This is a genomic window from Flavobacterium sp., assembly GCF_044348915.1.
Classification (GTDB): domain Bacteria; phylum Bacteroidota; class Bacteroidia; order Flavobacteriales; family Flavobacteriaceae; genus Flavobacterium.
In genome coordinates, this window is record NZ_JBIKRX010000004.1 from 38,484 (window position 1) to 59,762 (window position 21,279).

At 35.8% G+C, this 21,279-nt stretch carries 14 protein-coding genes and 1 tRNA gene; 10 read left to right on the plus strand and 5 right to left on the minus strand.

Translation table 11 applies throughout. The annotated features are described in order from the left end of the window. The first annotated feature begins 220 nt into the window (after nt 1–220). The 9 genes from ACIQ1E_RS01415 (at nt 221) to nagB (ending at nt 15,575) form a co-directional block, all read left to right on the plus strand. Nucleotides 221–2,266: a polysaccharide lyase family 8 super-sandwich domain-containing protein gene (locus ACIQ1E_RS01415; RefSeq protein WP_396168034.1), complete on the plus strand. Its 2,046-nt coding sequence runs from the start codon at nt 221–223 to the stop codon at nt 2,264–2,266. A 54-nt stretch (nt 2,267–2,320) separates the two neighbouring features. Beyond that, complete coding sequence (locus ACIQ1E_RS01420; RefSeq protein ID WP_396168036.1) at nt 2,321–3,550, plus strand: glucuronyl hydrolase; 1,230 nt, start codon at nt 2,321–2,323, stop codon at nt 3,548–3,550. 142 nt (nt 3,551–3,692) lie between these two features. Next, on the plus strand, nt 3,693–6,854 hold the full coding sequence (locus ACIQ1E_RS01425) for a glycoside hydrolase family 2 TIM barrel-domain containing protein (protein WP_396168038.1): 3,162 nt from the start codon (nt 3,693–3,695) through the stop codon (nt 6,852–6,854). A gap of 108 nt (nt 6,855–6,962) precedes the next feature. Then, entirely contained in the window at nt 6,963–9,764 is a 2,802-nt protein-coding gene (locus ACIQ1E_RS01430) for a T9SS type A sorting domain-containing protein (RefSeq protein WP_396168040.1), read from the plus strand. 2 nt (nt 9,765–9,766) lie between these two features. After that, nucleotides 9,767–9,973: a hypothetical protein gene (locus ACIQ1E_RS01435; RefSeq protein ID WP_396168042.1), complete on the plus strand. Its 207-nt coding sequence runs from the start codon at nt 9,767–9,769 to the stop codon at nt 9,971–9,973. Nucleotides 9,974–10,600: 627 nt separating this feature from the next. Further along, on the plus strand, nt 10,601–11,443 hold the full coding sequence (kduI, locus tag ACIQ1E_RS01440; RefSeq protein WP_396168043.1) for a 5-dehydro-4-deoxy-D-glucuronate isomerase: 843 nt from the start codon (nt 10,601–10,603) through the stop codon (nt 11,441–11,443). A gap of 6 nt (nt 11,444–11,449) precedes the next feature. Further along, a complete protein-coding gene (locus tag ACIQ1E_RS01445; protein ID WP_396168045.1) occupies nt 11,450–12,580 on the plus strand; it encodes a DUF4861 family protein in 1,131 nt (376 codons plus the stop codon). A gap of 35 nt (nt 12,581–12,615) precedes the next feature. Continuing rightward, nucleotides 12,616–13,407: a gluconate 5-dehydrogenase gene (locus ACIQ1E_RS01450; protein ID WP_396168046.1), complete on the plus strand. Its 792-nt coding sequence runs from the start codon at nt 12,616–12,618 to the stop codon at nt 13,405–13,407. A 239-nt stretch (nt 13,408–13,646) separates the two neighbouring features. Then, nucleotides 13,647–15,575, plus strand: coding sequence for a glucosamine-6-phosphate deaminase (nagB, locus tag ACIQ1E_RS01455; protein WP_396168048.1), 1,929 nt, complete (start codon nt 13,647–13,649; stop codon nt 15,573–15,575). 798 nt (nt 15,576–16,373) lie between these two features. Here the strand turns inward: nagB and ACIQ1E_RS01460 are convergent. From ACIQ1E_RS01460 to ACIQ1E_RS01475, 4 genes are all read right to left on the minus strand, one after another. Continuing rightward, nucleotides 16,374–16,458, minus strand: a tRNA-Ser gene (locus ACIQ1E_RS01460). 57 nt (nt 16,459–16,515) lie between these two features. Next, complete coding sequence (locus ACIQ1E_RS01465) at nt 16,516–17,544, minus strand: asparaginase (protein WP_396168049.1); 1,029 nt, start codon at nt 17,542–17,544, stop codon at nt 16,516–16,518. Then, nucleotides 17,534–18,670 carry a 1-acyl-sn-glycerol-3-phosphate acyltransferase gene (locus ACIQ1E_RS01470; protein ID WP_396168051.1) on the minus strand — a complete coding sequence of 379 codons (1,137 nt, stop codon included), beginning with the start codon at nt 18,668–18,670 and terminating at the stop codon, nt 17,534–17,536. The genes ACIQ1E_RS01465 and ACIQ1E_RS01470 overlap by 11 nt, the downstream gene beginning before the upstream one ends. A gap of 59 nt (nt 18,671–18,729) precedes the next feature. Next, nucleotides 18,730–19,497 (minus strand): TatD family hydrolase, encoded by a 768-nt coding sequence (locus ACIQ1E_RS01475; protein WP_396168053.1) that lies wholly within the window; start codon nt 19,495–19,497, stop codon nt 18,730–18,732. 92 nt (nt 19,498–19,589) lie between these two features. Between ACIQ1E_RS01475 and ACIQ1E_RS01480 the strand changes: the two genes are divergently transcribed. After that, nucleotides 19,590–20,027, plus strand: a complete 438-nt coding sequence (locus ACIQ1E_RS01480) for a retropepsin-like aspartic protease (protein WP_396168055.1) — start codon at nt 19,590–19,592, stop codon at nt 20,025–20,027. Here ACIQ1E_RS01480 and ACIQ1E_RS01485 read toward each other — a convergent pair. Next, nucleotides 19,990–21,237 (minus strand): TCR/Tet family MFS transporter, encoded by a 1,248-nt coding sequence (locus tag ACIQ1E_RS01485; protein ID WP_396168057.1) that lies wholly within the window; start codon nt 21,235–21,237, stop codon nt 19,990–19,992. The genes ACIQ1E_RS01480 and ACIQ1E_RS01485 overlap by 38 nt on opposite strands. Between the last annotated feature and the right edge of the window lie 42 nt (nt 21,238–21,279).

Below are 21,279 nucleotides of genomic sequence, written 5' to 3' on the forward strand. Positions count from 1 at the left end.
AGAATTAACGTATTAAAATAGGAAGATTTTTCCGTAAGGTTAAAAAAAAAAAAAATGAATAAACGAGCTGCCAAAAACGTCATTTTAGTATCAAATTATGTTGAAGTATATGGGGGGAATAAATAAATATATACTGTTCCTTAAAAAAAACATTATCTATTGTTCTGTTTTTATCTTAACTATAAACGTTTCAAGTGCGCAGGAATATAATTTCCAGCAAATGAGAGAACGTGTTTTTAATGGTCAAAGCGCAAACATTGTGGATAATGCTATTTTGGACAGCTGGATAAGCACACAAAACACAGATGGGAGTTGGCCGGATGTTGAATATGGTACACTTTCCAAATCTGTTTCTATATATGACAATCATATTTTGCGTATATGGAATTTTGCAGCAGCTTGTTCTAAAACAGGAAATGAAAAATACAATAATGCCACTTATAAAGACGCCATAAAAAGAGGACTTCAATTTTGGTATAATTCCAATACTAAAGATCCGAACTGGTGGTTCAATAAAATTTACTTTCCCAAACATCTTGGGGAGATTCTTATTTTTATGCGAGTGTTTGATGGATATATACCTAAAACAGCTTCATCAGACATTGATGAGCCTGAAATTCTTTCACTATTTAAGCCAACTGCAATAAACGATATCACTTATAATGGAACAGGGGCTAATGCCATTGATATTGCGACACATTATGTTTACAGAGCTTTGCTTACCGAAGATGGAAAACTATTAGAGAACACGAAAAACAAGTTGGAATTGATACTAGCTGATAATATAACTAGCAATATGGTGTACCAAGATCATGGACCACAAATAATGATAGCCAGTTATGGTTTGGTTTATTGCGATGGTTTAATGCGTTTGGTGTCTTATTTAGCTGAATCACCAGCAGCTTTTGATACCAAAAGTCCCAATTTTGAAAAAGTAGTGCGCTTTATTCGAGAAACTCAACTATCATCTATCCGCGGAAAATCTTGGGATTTTAGTGTTTTGGGAAGAGGTGTGAGTCGCGAAAATGCTACAATTGCAGGAATAAATTATCTTCAAAGTTTGGCAGACTATATTGATCCTATAAATGCAACAGACTATTTAGATGCTCTTTCTAGATTAAATGGAAATAATCTAGCGAATTATAAAATACGTGAATTTAACAAACACTATTGGGCTTGTGACTATACCCAGCACATGCGCAGCAGCTTCCTATTTACCGTTCGTAACACCTCTTCTCGTACCGTAGAATCTGAAGTGGGAAATGGCGAAAACCTAAAGGCCAATTATTTTTCATACGGAGCCAATTTTATTTCGGTAGATGGAGACGAGTACAAAAACATTATGCCTGTATGGGACTGGTCCATGATTCCTGGCACTACCTACCCTTACATTACATCATTCCCATCACGTAAAAATTGGGGTGTTAATTATGGAAAAACAGATTTCGTAGGTGGTGTTTCCGATGGTGACTATGGAGTATCGGTTCTGGATCTTGATAATGCGGGAATAAAAGCTAAAAAAAGTTGGTTCTTTTTTGATGATGAAATTGTGTGTTTGGGAGCCGGTATTACAGACAACAGTAATAGAGAAGTGCGCACTACCATTAACCAAACATGGATGAAAGGACCATTATCTTATATTGAAACAGGAAATATAAACGAAATACCAGAAGGTGTAAGTTCTTCTGTCCATTCTAACACCAATTTATACTACATAAGAAATGACAAGACAGCTTACTACTTTCCGCATCAAGGGAATATAAAGTATACCACGAAATCACAATCTGGAACTTGGAAATCTATCAATACCTTAGAAGGTTCATCAAACATAAAATCTGGAAATGTATTTTCCCTATGGTTAGATCACGGAAATAATCCTAAAAATGCCGCCTATAGCTACATTGTGGTGCCAGGGATAGATAGTCAAAAAAAAGCACAAAATTATAATGCAAATGATATTCAAATAATACAAAATACATCAGCTATACAAGCTGTTTATAATAAAAGATTAGATGTAATTGAGGTTGTTTTTTTTGAAGCAGGGAAAATTAGTTTTAAGGACAAAACTTTAAAAGTTAATAAACCTTGTGCTTTAGTGGTAAAAAAAGGCACACGTGTTACTGTGTCCGATCCCTCTCAAAAACATTCAAAAATATCAATAAAGATTAAAGTAAATAGAACTAGCTACACTCAAAAAGTTGTATTACCAACAAGTCATGAAGCTAAAGGAGCTTCAACTACATTCGATTTCATTGAAGCACAGTAAGTTCAATACAGTATATTAATAAGAATAAATAGTAAAATAATAAAAACAAATTAAATGATTAAGAAGATATTTTTAAGTGTAATAGCCGCATTAACAATCACTGCTTTTAGTACTAAAGAAAAAGAAATTGACAAGATGAGTTTTATAACTCATAGGCTTGAAACAATTTTAGCTACTGAAACAAATCCAAACAAAATTCCTAGGACAATAAATAAAGATGGAAGCTTACTAACGGTTGATATTTATGATTGGACCAGTGGGTTTTTTTCTGGTAATTTATGGTACATGTATGAATTAACCAAAGATCAGAAATGGAAAAATGAAGCTATAAAACGAACAGAAGTATTAGATACGATTCAATATTGGACGGGAAACCATGATATTGGGTTTATTATGAATTGTAGTTATGGCAATGGTCTAAAATTTGGTGGGCAAAAACAATATAAAAAAGTCATTATTCAATCTGCCGAATCGTTGAGCAAACGATTTAATACAAAAGCAAAAGTTATAAAATCTTGGAATCGTAATAAATCATGGAGTGGAGAAATTCAGCACTATCCAGTAATTATTGATAATATGATGAATTTGGAGCTTTTGTTTGAAGCCAGCATATTAAGTAATAATTCAAAATACAAAGACATCGCAATATTACATGCTGAAACCACAATGATAAACCATTACCGTAAAAATTATTCAAGTTATCACGTAGTTAATTATGATACAATTACGGGTAAAGTACTAAGTAAAGTAACCGCTCAAGGTTTTACCGATGAGTCGTCTTGGGCGCGTGGTCAAGCTTGGGGACTTTATGGTTACACACTTTGTTACCGCTATACAAAAGATGTGAAATACTTGAAATTTGCCGAGAATATTGCAAAATATATAATCAACAACCCAAACCTTCCAAAAGACATGGTCCCTTTTTGGGATTACAACATTAAAGATTCCAAACTTAAGCCAGACTGGAAATACAATCCTGAAAAATTCACTTCTATACCGAGAGACGCTTCTGCTGCTGCAGTTACGGCTTCAGCTTTGTTTGAATTGGCTCGATATTCAAAAAATAAAAGAGAACTTCTTAAAGCTGCCAATAAAATACTGGCATCATTAACATCGCCAAAATATATGGTTGAAAACAGTACAAACAAATATTTCATTCTAGATCATAGTGTGGGAAGTATACCCCACAATACTGAGATTGATGTGCCTTTAGTATATGCAGACTATTATCTTCTTGAAGCTATGTATAGAAAAAATCAAATCGATAAAAACGAAACGTTTTAATGACAGCTTTAATTATAATTTAAAAGCAACAGGCTCTTGCAAAGTGTCCTTTTTGATAAGATTGCTAGCATCAATGCGAAATAGCAAGAATAGGTTCAAAACTTAATAATTAAATCAAGGAAACAGAATAATAAATATTTAAATGAAAAATACTTTTATAACTCTTATCGGTTTTTGTTTTTTCTGTATCGTTTGTAATGGTCAAGAAAATAATCTTTTTTGGCTCAACGAAAAGATAAATGAAGATAACCGCATGCCTATGCACGCGTCCTATTTTGTTTTTGAAAATGAAGAATTGGCCAAGTTAGGAGACTGGAAAAAATCTCAGAATTATATAAGCCTTAATGGCGCATGGAAATTTAAGTATTTAGAAAACCCGATGAATCTTCCACAAGATTTCCAAAAAACAGACTATAAAGATGCTTCGTGGGACGATTTTAAAACCCCTGCCAGCTGGGATGTCAATGGGTACGGATTCCCCGTGTATGTTAACACCACCTATGATTTTGCCAAAATAATAAAAGTAGACCCGCCTAAGGTTCCTACAACTTATAATCCTGTTGGGATCTATAGAAAAACGATTACTGTTGATAGAAAATGGTTAGAAAAAGATGTTTTTCTTTATGTTGGAGCTGCAAAATCGAACCTTACCGTTTGGGTTAATGGAGTTTATGTGGGCTATGGAGAAGACGGCAAATTACCACAAGAATTCAAGCTTAACCCCTTTTTAAAAACAGGAAATAACACTATTGTTTTAAAAGTCATGAAATGGAGCGATGGTTCTTATTTAGAATGTCAAGATTGGTGGCGAATGAGCGGTATCACGAGAGACACCTACTTGTACACCAGAAATAAAACGCACTTAGTAGATTTTGAAATAATACCAGACTTACTTGATAATTATACCAATGGTACTTTAAAAATTTCAACTAAATTTTCAGAAATTAAACAAAATAACGGGTATTCTTTGGAAGTCCAATTAAAAGATGAAACGACATTAATTGAGTCTAAAACAATCAAAATTAGCGATTTAACAAATAATAAAAGTTTCAGTTTTACACTTAAAAATCCGAAAAAATGGAGCGCTGAAACTCCCAATCTTTACCAAGTTTATTTCATTTTAAAAAATAGTAAAGGTACTGTCGTTGAGGTTATTCCGCAACAAGTTGGTTTTAGAAAAATTGAAATTAAAAATACACAATTTTTGGTCAACGGAAAAGCTATTTATATAAAAGGAGTCAACCGTCAAGAAACAGATCCCACTACAGGTCAAACCATTTCGAGAGCACGGATGGAACAGGATATTAAGGTTATGAAAGAATATAACATTAATGCTCTAAGAATGTCGCATTATCCAAACGATGACTATATGTATGAATTATGCGATAAATACGGAATCTATGTCGTTGATGAAGCTAATTTGGAATCGCATGGCATGGGGTATGAAACAACCAAAACATTAGGCAATAAGCCTAATTGGGAATTGGCTCATTTACAGCGTATAAAACGAATGTTTGAAAGAGACAAGAATCATCCCTCCATTATTACCTGGAGTTTGGGTAACGAAGGCGGTAACGGTTATAATTTTTATCGCGCCTTTTTATGGCTAAAGGAACAGGATTCATCTAGACCCGTGCAATACGAAAGGGCATCAATTGGTGCTTGGGAAGGAGCAAAGTTAGTCTTCGATTGGAATTCTGATATTGTATGTCCGCAATATAGTTCTCCCAAAGGCATGCTGGAGTACATAAAAGCGCATCCTAACCCCGATAGACCATACATTCTAAGCGAATATGCGCATGCGATGGGTAATTCTATGGGTAATTTTAAAGACTATTGGGATATATTCAGAAGTACAAAAAATTTTCAAGGCGGTTTCATTTGGGATATGATAGACCAGTCTGTTTATAAAAAACGTGAAGATGGAACCGTATTTTTTGCTTACGGAGGAGATTTTGGTCCTAAAGATGTGCCTAGTGATAACAACTTTCTAAACAATGGTGTTTTTAATCCAGAACGAAAACCAAATCCACACGCTTTCGAGGTTAAAAATGTATACCAAAACATTCTTACTTCTTGGGATAATAATGATCAAGGAACAATTAAGATTTTTAACGAAAATTTCTTTATAAACTTAAGCAATGTGAAGTTAAAATGGCAATTGGTTCTTGATGGCGTTAATGATATTGAAGGCAGTTTCGATATTTTAGATATTGAACCTCAAACAGAAAAAATAGTTTCACTCCCAATTAACTTAGACGGCAAACAATTTAAAGAAGCTTTTGTAAACCTAAGTTATCAGCTAAAAGAAGACGAACCTTTATTGCCTAAAGATTTCGAAATAGCGAAAGAACAGTTGCATTTAAAGGGAATTTGGAAAAACAACATCGAACTCAGCAAGGGTGTTCAAATGAAAATAAAAAATGAGGAGGAAAGCGTTGTTTTTAAAAGTGAAAAAGCAGAAATAGCTTTTGATAAAAAAACAGGATTTATAAGTCTTTATTCATTTAGTGGCGAATCCATTATAAAAGAAGGACATCAACTGAGACCTAATTTTTGGAGAGCTCCAAACGATAACGATATGGGAGCAGACTTGCAAAAAAAACTCATAACTTGGAAGCAAGCCACGGAAACGCCCGTATTAATTAATTTCAATTTCTCAGAATCAAAAAACAACGGTGTTCTAGTCAATGCCACTTATAACTTACCACAAGTTTTTGCACAATTGGTTCTCAATTATGAGCTGAACAGCTCTGGCGAATTACGTGTAAAAGCCTCTTTAAACATTGATGAATCTAAAGACACGCCAATGTTGCCGAGATTTGGAATGGAATTGATATTACCCAAAAACTTTGAAAACATTTCGTATTACGGCAAAGGACCTTTTGAAAATTATATCGATAGAAATTACAGCGCTAAAGTGGGTATTTATAATCAAACGGTATCACAACAACTATACCCCTACATCCGTCCGCAAGAATCCGGAAATAAAACCGATGTTCGGTGGTATACGATTTCTAACAATGTCATAGGATTAAATATTCAATCCGATATAGTATTAAGTATGACAGCATTACATTGTTTAACCAGTGATTTAGATGATGGGCTTCAAAAAAGACAAAGTCACCCTGGCGATATTCCCGAAAGAGATTTAACCAGCTTAAAAATTGATTATAAACAAATGGGAGTAGGCGGCATCAATAGTTGGGGCACCCTACCAATGGAAGAGTATAGTCTTAGTGCCAAGAAATATGAATATTTATTTAAAATTATGCCCTACCTCATAAACGAAAAAAAGAATTGATTTTTACTTAAAGTAGCTGCTTTTAAGCGGTACTGTGTACAATCGATTTCTAATTTGAAATATTACCATTATTAACCATTAATTAATTATTAACCATTAAAACAATTTATGAAAACAAATTTCACATTACGAACCGGCCTACTTTTGGCCTTCGTCCTGGCATTGACAAACATTGCCGCACAAGTTACAGGAGATTTTAGAACAACTGCAGCTATAACAGCTAATGGGTTTTCTAATGCAACTGGTTGGCAAACCTATAACGGGTCTACTTGGGTGAACGCAATTTATTCGCCCGTTGGGAATTACGGAAGTCAGAAAATAAGAGCGAACGGTACTGCCTTGACTGGCTCAACCACCGTTACACTTACCGCCGTCAATCCCTTAATCAGAGTGAATCAAATTCTTGATTCTAGTTCTATCATACAAGTAGGAACAGTGGTAACTGCCATTTCAGGCACAACTTTAACACTATCTAGACCCACTTTACAAGCATTGACGTCGGGCACTACGCTATTTTTTGGAGAAGAATTTTCAGTAGCTTCTTCTGGGATAGTAACCGCAAGCGCGAGCGTAACATTAGCAACTGCCAACCCTGCTATTGTTGTCGGTATGGGGGTACAAGGCTCAGGTACAGGTGTGACATTTCCAGCAGGGATTATTGTTAGTGCAATAAGCGGAACGTCATTGACTCTTTCAGCACCAGTTACAACTACTAATAATTTACCTCTTAAATTTTTCACTCTAGAAACTACAGCAGCAACAACAGTAAATAGCCCAATTATTACTTTAAAAGCACCCAATAGTTTGGTTGCGGTAGGTATGGATGTCTATTCCGTAACAAATGGTCTAATACAAAATTCAGCAACAGTTACTGCAATTAATGGAGCTGAAATTACAATTTCAATACCAGTAGCTGTTGCTTACGCTGGATTACCGGTACAGTTTGCGTTTTTTGGCACTATTCCAAATCTGTACATCAATCACAATACTAGTACAGTAAACAATAGTAAGTCCTATCACATAGGTAATGTCTTTGTCAATGATGCCAATTCAACTAATGCCGGTGCTTCAGCAACCTATACAAATGCAACCCTTGGTGTGGGAGGCACTAGCACTTCATCTACTATATTTATGTGTGAGACCTTAACCGTAGCGCCAAATGCCAAAGTAAATATTGCCACAACTACCTCCAACTTAATCAATAATTTCTTTATCACTAATGGCGTAGGAGGAAATGCAATCAATAACAATGGTACAATTGATTTGTTTACTTCACCAGGTACAACTTCCGCTAAAACAAACCTCTTTTTTTCAGGTGCTGGCGCCACTACGCTGTCGGGCACGGGCGCTTTTACATTTAACACCTTTAGTTTAAATAGGAATACCTTAAGCTTATCTCTAGCGGCTAACGCTACAATAGCTGGAGGAACAATTGTAACGGGTGCTTCATTAATTGTAAATGAAGGAAAAGTTTTAACTAATACAGGAACTTTAACCAATAATGGTAATTTAATTCTAAAATCAACTGCAACAGGAACTGGTAGTTTGTTGAGTACTTCTAGTGTACTTAACGTAACCCAACAACGCTATTTGAGCAGCAACCAACGTGGTTGGAGATTGTTAAGTAATCCGATTGCTACGAAAAATTTTACTGCTTTAGCTACAGCTAGTGGCATTACCATTGGAACAGGTTTTACAGGAGCCTACAATTCTGTTGACAATACTTGGACTAGCACAGACGGTACAGCTAATATGGACACTCAAAAAGCCTACAAAGTTTTTATTACAGGTCTTTCAGGAGAATCGCCAACTTATACCACTGGGCCTTCTAATGTAACACTTGTTAACAAAGGAACTGCTGCCAATACAGCACCTAGTGCAATAGCTACTGTTACAAACCAGTACTATTTAGTGGCCAATCCGTATACAGCACCCGTTAGTATGGCTAGCATATTAGCTGCAAGTCCAGGGCTTAGTGCTACTGTTTCATATTACGATCCAACTGTTGCTTCAACTGATGTAAAAGTAAAAGCAGGTGGTTACAATACTCGAACAATTTCTGGAGTGGCAGGAAGTGCTACTGATGTAGTAATCCCTCCTATGGGCGCTATTTTTGTGCAAGCTTCATCGACCGGTAGTATCAATGTTCCTAAAACAGCTATTTACACAGGGATTGTTACATCACCTGCTGGTAATTACAATCATAAAACGGCTCAAACCAAAATCGCTTCTACCAATGCATTGAAATTGGAAGTTAGCAGCGATGGTGTTTACTATGATGCAATAGCGCTTCAGTTCACGGCAGTGGGTGATGCAGGAAGCAATATCGATTTTGGTAAATTACCAAATACCGTTTTAGATGCCTACAGCTTAGCAGGAAGCCAAAAAATGGCTGTTTCAGAATTAGAGTTAAAAGAGCAAACCATTCCGTTAGGAGTTACGTCTACCCTTCAAAAAAACTATTCTTTCAAAGTGATCGAAAATACTATTCCAGCAGGTTTTGAAGCAGTTTTAATAGATAACGTATTGAATACTTCGACAGTATTAGCTCCTGGAACCAACTACAATTTTGCCATCAATAGCACTCCAGCCAGTCAAGGTGATGCTCGTTTTGCTATTAATTTGAAAACGGCGGGTTCTTTATGGATTAAAGCTAACGAATTGGAAGCTTCTATTCAAGTATATCCCAATCCAGCACACAATCAATTCAATATCTTTAACGGACAAGACCTAAACAACGGTACTTCTAATATTGAAATTAGCAATGTAAACGGTCAAGTGATTCATTCTCAAAAATCAAATCCTGGAACCACAACTACAGTTCAAACGAACAATTGGGCTGCAGGAGTTTATATCCTAAAAGCTACAAACAATGGAACTCAAACAACTAAAAAACTAATAATTCAATAATTATGAAAAAAATATTTTTAATAATAGCCAGTATATTTGTTGCACTTCTATCCTGTCCGATTTTTGCACAGGAAGATCCTGGTGCGGATCCAGAAGCTCCAGCAGCACCAATAGATGATTATGTGGTGTTTTTAGCAGCAATATCTTTGATTTATGTTTTCTTAAAGTTAAGAACTTTTGCCCAACAGCGAAATACATCAAGGGAATAGCAAGAAAACTGTTGTTATTAAAACCCTGTCCCATATTGGAGCAGGGTTTTTTAACTCATTATTTTATCAAAGATAATTTCACCTTAAATGCTATCATCTAAAAATAATTTCCCTGAGTATTATGGCTAGAACGACAAATCACAACTCAAAATTTGACACGCTAATTTTAATTGACAACGGATTAGTTTTAAAGTATAGAAAAAGAAACGAAATAAAAATTTCGTACTCCGAACTGAACAAAGTTTACATCGATAAGCATAAACTACACCCCTTTTTTGAATTTTTTTGTATTGCTATTCCTTTTTTACTTGTATTGGTTTCCATACAATATTTACCTTTTTATCCAATAATTATTTTGTCTTTGATAACAATTCCACTTGCTTTCATAAGAGTTTTGAATTACAAATGGTATCAATTAAATATTTGCCTCAAAAATGGTGTTTTATATAGAAAAAAAGTATCTCTAAATAAAAAAGCAGAGAATTTCTCTTTGATATATAAAGTTCAAAAAGAATTCTCATACTATAATTTGAATGCCCTTCAATAAATATAAAGCATTTCACAACTGTAGTACTATTGCTATTTCAAAAGAAAAATAAAAATCCCAAGAATAAAAAAAATACCCTTATGAATTTAAATTTTGAAAGCCGTTTTGCAGTAAGTCCAAGAGAAGCAAAACAAATGAATACCGCAGAGTTACGAGAAAATTTTTTAATCGAAAACATTTTTATCGCAGACGAAATTAAACTGACTTTGTCTCATTTCGACCGATTTATTACTGGTGGCACAATGCCAATCAACAAAAAAATTACCTTACCCAATCCTGCCAATTTAAGAGCTGAATATTTTCTGGAAAGAAGAGAAATAGGAATCATCAACATAGGAGGAAAAGGAATTGTTACAGCTGATGGAGAACAATTTGAAATCGACTTCAAAGAAGCTTTATACATTGGAAAAGGAACCAAAGAAATCTTTTTTGAATCGGTTGATGCCAACAAACCAGCAAAATTTTATTTAAACTCTGCTCCTGCCCATCATACTTATCCCTCAAAAAAAATAACCAAAGCGGATGCAGAAATTGTAGAATTAGGATCAGTAGAAACAGCCAACCATCGCATCATCAATAAATTGATTGTGAACAGCGTGGTGCAAACTTGCCAAGTTCAAATGGGAATGACCGAATTAAAAAAAGGAAGCGTTTGGAACACGATGCCTGCCCATACTCACGACAGACGAATGGAAGTGTATTTTTATTTTGAAATTCCAGAAAACCAAAGCGTTTGTCATTTTATGGGACAACCACAAGAAACCAGACACATTTGGATGCAAAACGAGCAAGCCGTAATCTCGCCTAACTGGTCTATTCATTCAGGAGCGGGAACCTCAAACTATACTTTTATTTGGGGAATGGCAGGTGAAAATTTGGACTATGGAGACATGGACCATTGCGCCATTAATGACTTAAAATAAGAGACCATGAAATTTATAAAATCCTTTCTGGGAATTACCTTTATCTTGCCTGTATTCCTTTTGGCTCAAACAAAAGCAAATATCAGCATTCAAAACAATTCGGCTTTGGATCGAAAAGAAACCGTTGTTACTATAAAATGGGAAACTATCCTATCGCATTATCCACAAATAGACAGTACGAACTTTGTGGTGATCAACTCTGCAACCAAAAAACAAGTTCCATTTCAATTGGAGCACAAAGGATTAAAAAAAATCCAGAATTTGTTGGTACAGGTTGACGTAAAAGCAAAATCGACTCTTTCCCTTTTCATACAAAAAGGAAAACCGGAAATATTCACCACTAAAACCTATGCTCGTTTTGTACCGGAACGCAAGGATGATTTTGCTTGGGAAAACGACCAAATCGCTTTTCGTACCTATGGTAAAGCCATAGAAAAAACAAAAGAAGATGCCTATGGTTTGGATGTCTGGGTGAAACGAACCAATAAAATGGTCATCAACGAGCGATACAAACTAGGCGATTATCATATAGATCACGGCAATGGAATGGATTATTACCACGTAGGATTTTCATTGGGAGCAGGCAATATGGCACCTTATTTGAATGATACAATCCGGTATTCTGGAAATTACCACCAATGGAAAGTATTGGATAATGGGCCTTTGCGCTCCACATTCCAATTGATTTATGATACTTGGGATGCGGGCGGAATAAAAGTCAAGGCCACGAAAACTATTTTATTAGATGCCGGCTCACAGCTCAATCGCATCGAAAACGTTTATTCATTTGAAGGGGATAAACCATTGCCTGTTGTTGTAGGGATTATAAAAAGACCTGAAACTGGCATTATATCCTTAAACGAACAACAGGGAATAATGGGTTATTGGGAACCTACCCATGGATTGGATGGCACTACAGCGGTAGGCTCCATATTAACAACTCCTGTAAACAATATGTTGGTGGGCAATACTCAAATGTTGGCAAAAACTGCGGTAAAAAACAATGAACCCATCATTTATTACAGTGGAGCAGCGTGGGATAAAGCAGGGAAAATAACCAATGCCGAACAATGGTTCCACTATCTGGAAACCTTTAAGCAACAAATAAATGAACCTTTAATCATTACCGTAAAATAAAAATAAATTAAACAATAACTATTAAAACAAAAATTATGTCAATTAACCTTTTTGATTTAACTGGAAAAACAGCTCTTATAACAGGAGGAGTCCACGGTCTAGGAATGGCGATGGCCAAAGGACTTGGAAATGCAGGAGCAAAAATTGTGGTAAACGATCTTTCGCAAGAAGCCTTGGATAAAGCCGTGGCAGAATATAAATCGGTTGGGATTGAAGCTTACGGCTATGTATTTAATGTATGCGACGAGAAAGCCGTAATTACCAGTATAAAACAAATAGAAGCCGAAGTGGGGCCTATCGATATCTTAATCAACAACGCAGGTATCATCAAAAGAACTCCAATTATAGAAATGGAAGTGGAAGATTTCACAGCGGTTATAACTGTAGATTTAATTAGTCCTTTTATAGTTTCCAAAAATGTTGCCAAAGGGATGATTCAACGTGGCGGAGGAAAAATCATCAACATCTGTTCGATGATGAGCGAATTGGGAAGAGATTCCGTAAGTGCTTATGCTGCCGCCAAAGGGGGACTAAAAATGCTTACTAAAAATATGGCTACCGAGTGGGCAAAATTTAACATTCAAACCAATGGTATTGGTCCAGGTTATTTTGCAACAAGTCAGACTGCTCCAATTAGAGTGGATGGACATCCCTTCAATGATTTCATCATTAGCCGAACACCTGCCGCACGTTGGGGTGATCCCGAAGACTTGCAAGGAGCTGCCATTTTCTTGTCTTCCAAAGCGAGTGATTTTGTTAACGGTCACATACTTTATGTTGATGGAGGAATTTTGGCAACCATAGGAAAACCATCTAACGAAGATTAACCCCTTTCTAGGGTAAGTTCGTTTAATAAAAATTCTTATCCCTATTTTATTTTTGGGCATTTGACTCCCATTTACTAAAAAAACATCCAGTTTTTTCATATCCAAAAAATGAAAAATCATTTGCTCAAGAATGCCATGCATCCGTCAACCGGAAGCATGGCATTACATACTTCGGGGTTATTAGATGCTATTTTGGGTAGAACTAAAAAGATAAAATAATAAATTATAAAAATTAAGTTATGTTAAACAGTAGTATTGATAAAGCCACAGGGTTTGAAAAAAGGTTTGAAAATATAGGAACCATAGTTTATGAAAATTCGGTAAAGGCCTCCCAAGCTGTGGCTCGAGAAATATCCGATTTGATAAGAGTAAAACAAGCCCAAAAACAGCCATGTATATTGGGATTGGCTACAGGTTCCTCTCCAAAAGGATTGTATTCTGAATTGGTACGATTGCATAAAGAAGAAGGATTGAGTTTTAAAAATGTGGTGTCATTCAATTTAGATGAGTATTACCCTATGGAACAAGATTCCATAAATAGCTATGTGAGATTCATGAAAGAATTATTATTCAATCATGTCGATATTTTACCAGAAAACATTCATATCCCTGACGGAACACTCTCCAAAGCCGGTATAGCTGATTTTTGTGCTGTATACGAATCAAAAATTGAAGCTTTGGGTGGAATAGATTTGCAAATTCTAGGAATCGGAGGCAATGGCCATATAGGATTCAATGAATCCGGATCATTGCAAAACTCTAAAACGCGTTTAGTGGCCTTAGATCATATCACCAGAGCAGCTGCAAGTAATGATTTCTCTGGATTGAATAATACACCTAGAACTGCAATTACCTTAGGGGTGAAAAAAATTATGGAAGCCAAAAGGGTAATCCTAATGGCTTGGGGAGAAGGAAAAGCTAATATTATTAAAGCCTCGACCGAAGGGCCTGTGACTAATTTAGTCCCTGCTTCCTTTTTGCAAGAACATAAAAATGCCACTTTTGTTTTGGATAAAGAAGCAGCATCGAAACTGATTCGAATCAATACCCCTTGGTTGGTCGAAAAAATTGTGTGGACAGATAAATTAATTCGAAAAGCAGTATTGGGCTTGGCGCTTCATTTAAAGAAACCAATTTTAATGCTTACCGATGCGGATTACATTGAAAATGGAATGAGCGATTTATTGGCCGATTCAGGACCAGCTTACGAAATTAACATTAAAATATTCAACAAACTGCAAAACACCATTACGGGATGGCCAGGAGGAAAACCTAATGCCGATGACAGCAAACGTCCAGAACGTGCAGAACCGGCTAAAAAACGGGTTCTTATTTTTAGTCCGCATCCTGATGATGATATTATTAGTATGGGTGGCACATTCAAGAGATTGCACGAGCAAGGACACGAAGTGCATATAGGATATCAAACCTCGGGAAATATAGCTGTGGCCGATGATGAAGCTTTACGATTTGCCAGTTTTGTTTGCGACTATAATGACAAGTTTGGCATCAAAAGTCCAGAAGCAGAAGACATTTACAAGAAAGCGATAACATTTCTAAAGAACAAAAAAGCGAGCGAGGTTGATATCGCTGAAGTAAGATACATCAAAGGATTAATTCGAAAAGGAGAGGCTCGATCAACCAGTTTTTATGTTGGTATTCCTGAAGAACAGATTCACTTTATGGAACTTCCTTTTTATGAAACTGGAACCATTAAGAAAAATCCAATAGGAGAAGCAGATATCCAAATCACGATGGACCTCATCGATAAAATAAAACCACATCAAATTTATGCAGCAGGTGATTTAGCGGACCCTCATGGAACCCATAAGGTATGTTTAGATGCTATTTTTGAAGCCGTAAAACGACTGAAACCTAAAAAGTACATGAACGATTGTTGGGTTTGGCTGTACAGAGGGGCTTGGCAGGAATGGGGCATTGATGAGATTGAAATGGCAGTACCAATGGGACCTGATCAAGTGTTGGAAAAACGAAAAGGTATCTTTAAACACCAATCCCAAAAAGATGGTGTCGTCTTTCAAGGAGCAGACAGCAGAGAGTTTTGGCAAAGAGCCGAAGACAGAAATAAAGAAACGGCAGATTTATACGATGAATTAGGATTGTCCCATTATGCAGCAATGGAAGCATTTGTTAGATGGGAGTATTAAATAAAGACTAAATAACATTATGAAATCGATTTCAGGAATAAGAGTTACAATAGATGGAAGTGTCAACGATAATTTGACACCTATAAAAAGAAATGCAGCTCTGTATTAAGTGATAGTTTGGATAGGCTACTTGGGCATGATAGAGAGTTATGAATAAGAAGTTGATATTGTATTTCAAGATATAGGGTTTTAGTCTTATTCTAGCTGACTTGGAGCAATTATTTAATTTGTACGAGGCGATTGAGGCTATTGTGCGGCAATTACTCAAATTCATAAAAAGTACCAGATTCTTTTGATTCAGAAATTGTAAAAACAACTCGTTCTGTTAATTTTTTTAAATCTCGATTAGCCGTTGTATCTGATATTATGCTATGAAATGTGATCCAATTGTGCAATTAAAAAAGTTCATAAAAGGAACCAGCTCCTATAATATCAATTGATTTAAAAATGTTTCTGACAACCAAAATTCTTAAATTATCGTGGGGATTGATTTTTATCCGCCACTTATCCGCCAAAACGAGATAAAAACAATTTTGTTAAACCAGTAGAATAAAAAATAAAAAAGCTAAATAGAAAGGAAATTAGTGAAATAGTTAAAAAAGATTGGGAAGAAAACAAATCAAAAAAGTTTGCTTTTTAGAAAGTGTACGAAATGTAACTTAAAACAATAACTTTTTTTTTACTCGAAATATTAAAAATTATAGTCTTAATTTTATTTATCGTACATTGTATCATACAATATTATAAATAAAAAATCCGCAATGCCTATCATTAATAGTCGATTACGGAATTATTTTGCAGAGAGGAAGGGATTCGAACCCTCGATAAGTTGCCCTATACACGCTTTCCAAGCGTGCGCCTTCAGCCACTCGGCCACCTCTCTAAATTGGTCTGCAAAGAACACTAAAAAATTCGACTTTAGAAAATTAAAAATTACTTTTTATAGCATTTCCCCTCTTAATGAAGTTTCGAATTGTATTTTGAAATTATCTTGCGAAACATTTTGCCCCAACAAGTACATTAATTTTGTAATAGCCGCTTCAGTGGTAATGTCTTTGCCAGAGATTACTCCAATTTCCTTTAATGCCGTACTAGTTTCATATTTTCCCATTGTTACACTTCCGATGGAACATTGGGTTACATTAACAATTTGCAAACCGCTTTTTATTGCTTTTTTAAGCAAGTACAAAAACCATTCTTCTAAAGGAGCATTTCCTGCACCGTACGTTTCCAATACAATTCCCTTAAGTTTGGGAATATCGAAAATGACCGACAAAACACTTTCGCTAATTCCAGGAAACATTTTTATTATGACGACATTAGTATCTAAATTTTTGTGAATCTGAAGTTTTTTCTCTCTCGATACTGGCAAAAACAATTCTGGAAATGTCTTCAAATTCACTCCCGATTCAATTAGCATTGGATAATTGGGCGAAATAAAGGCATTGAAATTCTCAGCATTGATCTTAGTGGTTCTATTACCGCGATACAATTTGTATTCAAAATAAAGGCAAACTTCACCAATTACTGGTTTATTGTGTTCCCGTAATGATGCTATCTGAATGGCAGTGATTAGATTTTCCTTTGCATCGGTTCTTAAATCTCCGATGGGTAATTGGGAGCCGGTAAATATAACGGGTTTCGACAAGTTCTCGAGCATAAAACTCAAGGCTGAGGCGGAATAAGACATTGTATCCGATCCGTGAAGCACTACAAATCCATCAAAATCTGTATAATTCTTCTCGATAATACTTGCAATTTCCACCCATTTTTCAGGATTCATAGTAGATGAATCAATTGGAGCATCGAACGAAACCGTTTCGATATCGCAATCCAATTGTTTCAATTCCGGGATTTTTTGCAGCAATTTGCTGAAATTGAAAGCCTTGAGCGCTCCGGTTTCAAAATCCTTCATCATACCGATTGTTCCACCGGTATAAATCAAAAGAATTTTGGCTTTAGACTGCATTTTCGTATTTCAATTTATTGACAACTGGGTTGGCGTACATCGATAAAAAACTTTGCATTGCCTGTGGATTACTATGATCGATTCTCATCTCTAACCTGCGCTCAAAAAGTAACTTTTCATTTTCTGTGTATAAATGACTATACTGAGTGGTTTTATGTAATAAATCAAAGGCAATATAATTGGTCGGCCACAATTTATAATTACTTAAAATAGAGTCGTCTATAAGCTGTGCCAAAGCTTGAATTTGCTTATTAGAATTTTCGTGATGCGCTTTTATCTCATCCAATTCGCTGTTCAAAACAGCTCCAACATGAATATGAATTCGGCGCTTTTGACCCATCACGCCGCTCATCAAATTGATAAAATCTTCATTTTTCTCTTTGACATAAATCTCCTGATTGGCCTCTGCCATCAATTGTGGCATTTTCAAGGCATCTGTAGGGTCGTATTCATAAGAAATAGAAACAGGAACTATTTGAATTTTCTTGAAATAATCCATAAGCTCAACTTCGTCAGAAGCCATCGCCAACATTTTCAAGACTCCCGGATTTGTAGCGTCATTTCCGTCCTTGGTTCGTCCCTCACGCTGCGCTATCCAAACCGATCGATTCTCGTGCTGCAACAATTTACTTATGTACTCTGATAATAATTTGGAGCTTTGTAACATTTCACGAGGTGACAATCCTCTTTGAACCAAGAAATTACGATTCAATCTAGCTAATTTTCGTAAAAATGATTTTTGTACCAAATTGTCTCCAATAGCCGATGCGGTCATCACTAGTTTATGTTCAAACAAACACGCATTCAATAACGACGTATCTAAAAGTATGTCGCGATGATTTGAAATAAACAAGTAAGAAGTGTTTTTTTCTAGCATCTCAAATCCTGAAGTGGACAATCCATCAGATGTTTTTTCCAGCACTTTTTGTAGTGACTTATAAATGAAATTACATTGAAAATCTCGGGTTGAATGCGTACGCAGCAATTGCTCTTTCCAAACTTCATCCTGAGTTTCTGGAAAAGTAAAGTTCATCAACGCTTTCATCATCGGATGATTTACTACTCCTTGAATCGCGTCGTTTACTTCTGTTTCGTAAAATGGACGAATGGCGTCAAATTTTGACATATTAAGATGTTTTTTAGGACAAATGGATAAATTTTTATCAAAAATAGTTGAATTCTACGTCAAATCCCAAAAATAAGTCTAGAATTTTCTGTTGTTATCTTTGCGATTTCTTCTGTAGGTAGGTTGTAAATTTCGGCCAATTTGGCAACCACATTCAGCAGATAACTGCTTTCGTTGCGTTTTCCTCGATAAGGAACAGGTGCTAAATAAGGAGAATCGGTTTCTAAAACGATATGGCTGATGTCGATTTGGTTCAAAAACTGATCTATTTTTCCGTTTTTGAAAGTCACCACTCCTCCTATTCCCAATTTCATTTGATAAGAAATCGCTTGTAATGCTTGCTCGTAAGTTCCCGAAAAACAATGAAAAATCCCAAATAAATCGGCCGATTTTTCTTCTTCCAAAACGGCAAAAATCTCATCGAAAGCTTCCCGACAATGAATTACGATAGGCAATTTGTACTGTTTCGCCAATTGAATTTGTTTTCTAAAGGCATCTTGCTGCTGCGGCAAATGGGTTTTATCCCAATACAAATCAATCCCAATTTCGCCCACAGCAAAGAATTTCCTCTTGAACAATTCTTCTTCTACATGTTTTAATTCTTCGAGATAATTGTCCTTGACGTGTGTGGGATGTAAACCCATCATTAGAAAAATGTTTTCGGGATAAGCTTTTTCCAAATCATACATCGATGGGGTAAAAGCTGAGTCAATGGCGGGAATAAAAAACCGAGAAACCCCAGCATCTATAGCGCGCTGAATCATCTCATTGCGATCTTCGTCAAATTCATTCGAATATAAATGCGTATGTGTATCGGTAATAATCATCAAATTTATTTTAGCCGTAAAGGTATAATTTTGAAGTATTGAATTCCACTTTTATTCATTTTTAGATTACTTTTGACCTTCAATCGCTGTGTATGAACTATCTTCCCTATATTCTCAAAAAAGAAAAATACAAAAAAATAAAATTCAAGGTTTCGAAAACCCAGCATTTGCTCATTAAAGCCAAAATAAATGGCGTGAAAGGCAATTTTATTCTCGACACTGGTGCGTCTAACAGTTGTATCGGATTTGAAAGCGTGGAATTATTTCAACTTCAAGCCAATGGCTCGAAAACGCAAGCTTCGGGCGCTGGGGCAACAGGAATGTTTACCCAAATTGCAACTGGCAATACCTTGCAAATGAACCGTTGGAAATACAAAAAATTCGACCTAGTAATTTTTGATTTATCTCACGTAAATGAAGCCTTGATTGCTTACAAAGCCCAACCTGTTCACGGCATTATAGGTGCCGATATATTAATGAAAGGCAAGGGAATTATCGACTATTATAATCACTGTTTGTACTTACTTTAGCATTTTTCTTGAATGAATAATAAGCTAAAATCGTACTCAACAACATTAGAAAACCTCCTAATACAAAGGGTGCACCAGCAAACTGAAACGGCGCTTCTTTATGTGTGAAATAATAAAAAACAGTCGACATCATCGGAGGGCCAATAATAGTAGAAGCACTCATCAAACTCGTCATTGTTCCTTGTATTTCACCTTGCTCTGAAGGGGAAACTTTAGTTGCGATGATCGCTTGCAAAGCTGGCCCGGCAATTCCTCCCAAACAATAGGGAACTAGAAATACAAACATCATCCAACTTTGATTTGCTGTTGCAAACAAAAACAATCCAATGGTATACATTGCCATACCTACATATATACTTTTTTCGTTACCCAATCGTGGATTTATCCAACGAACTAAACCACCTTGCACAACACCAACAAGTAATCCTATTAAACCTAAAGAAAGACCAACCATTTTTTCGTCCCAATTAAAACGGTACATAGTAAAATAACTCCAATTGCTTTGTACTGCGTGAGAGCCAACATACAGTAAAAATATAGCTGCCATTAGTCCAATAAGCGAAGGGTGTTTTTGGAGACTTTTAAATGCTCCTATTGGATTGGCACGACGAATGTCAAATTCACGACGATGATCTTTAGATAGAGATTCCGGCAAAATAAAATAACCATATAGAAAATTAATCATGCACAAAGCAGCTGCAGCATAAAACGGAACCCTAGAGCCGTATTGCCCTAAAAATCCACCAATCACCGGTCCGATGATGAAACCTAATCCAAAAGCAGCACCAATCATTCCAAAATTTTTCGCACGATTTTGCGGCGTGCTAACATCCGCAATATATGCAGATGCTGTTGTTATACTTGCTCCTGTGATTCCTGCCAAAATCCGACCTATAAATATCCAAAAAATAGTGGGTGCAAATGCTAGTAATAAATAATCCATGGAAAAACCTAGTAAGGATAATAATAGAATAGGTCTTCGTCCGAATTTATCACTAAGATTTCCAATTATCGGAGCAAATATAAACTGAGTGATCGCATAAGCAAAGGTCAGCCAACCGCCGTATTTAGCAGCTTCGCTGATGTCTCCGTTAATGAGTTCTTTGATTAATTTTGGAATAACAGGAATGATGATTCCCCAGCCCGTAATATCAATTAATATTGTGATAAAAATGAAACCTATTGCGGCTTGCTTCTTTGTTTTGGTCATAAAAAATTATATTGGTGGGTAAATCTACAAAAAAACCAGTTT

Coding starts and splice junctions, on each gene's coding strand:
- ACIQ1E_RS01415 (WP_396168034.1), top strand. CDS start 221: ATGAGAGAACGTGTTTTTAATGGTCAAAGCGCAAACATTGTGGATAAT.
- ACIQ1E_RS01420 (WP_396168036.1), top strand. CDS start 2,321: ATGATTAAGAAGATATTTTTAAGTGTAATAGCCGCATTAACAATCACT.
- ACIQ1E_RS01425 (WP_396168038.1), top strand. CDS start 3,693: ATGAAAAATACTTTTATAACTCTTATCGGTTTTTGTTTTTTCTGTATC.
- ACIQ1E_RS01430 (WP_396168040.1), top strand. CDS start 6,963: ATGAAAACAAATTTCACATTACGAACCGGCCTACTTTTGGCCTTCGTC.
- ACIQ1E_RS01435 (WP_396168042.1), top strand. CDS start 9,767: ATGAAAAAAATATTTTTAATAATAGCCAGTATATTTGTTGCACTTCTA.
- kduI (WP_396168043.1), top strand. CDS start 10,601: ATGAATTTAAATTTTGAAAGCCGTTTTGCAGTAAGTCCAAGAGAAGCA.
- ACIQ1E_RS01445 (WP_396168045.1), top strand. CDS start 11,450: ATGAAATTTATAAAATCCTTTCTGGGAATTACCTTTATCTTGCCTGTA.
- ACIQ1E_RS01450 (WP_396168046.1), top strand. CDS start 12,616: ATGTCAATTAACCTTTTTGATTTAACTGGAAAAACAGCTCTTATAACA.
- nagB (WP_396168048.1), top strand. CDS start 13,647: ATGTTAAACAGTAGTATTGATAAAGCCACAGGGTTTGAAAAAAGGTTT.
- ACIQ1E_RS01465 (WP_396168049.1), bottom strand. CDS start 17,544: ATGCAGTCTAAAGCCAAAATTCTTTTGATTTATACCGGTGGAACAATC.
- ACIQ1E_RS01470 (WP_396168051.1), bottom strand. CDS start 18,670: ATGTCAAAATTTGACGCCATTCGTCCATTTTACGAAACAGAAGTAAAC.
- ACIQ1E_RS01475 (WP_396168053.1), bottom strand. CDS start 19,497: ATGATTATTACCGATACACATACGCATTTATATTCGAATGAATTTGAC.
- ACIQ1E_RS01480 (WP_396168055.1), top strand. CDS start 19,590: ATGAACTATCTTCCCTATATTCTCAAAAAAGAAAAATACAAAAAAATA.
- ACIQ1E_RS01485 (WP_396168057.1), bottom strand. CDS start 21,237: ATGACCAAAACAAAGAAGCAAGCCGCAATAGGTTTCATTTTTATCACA.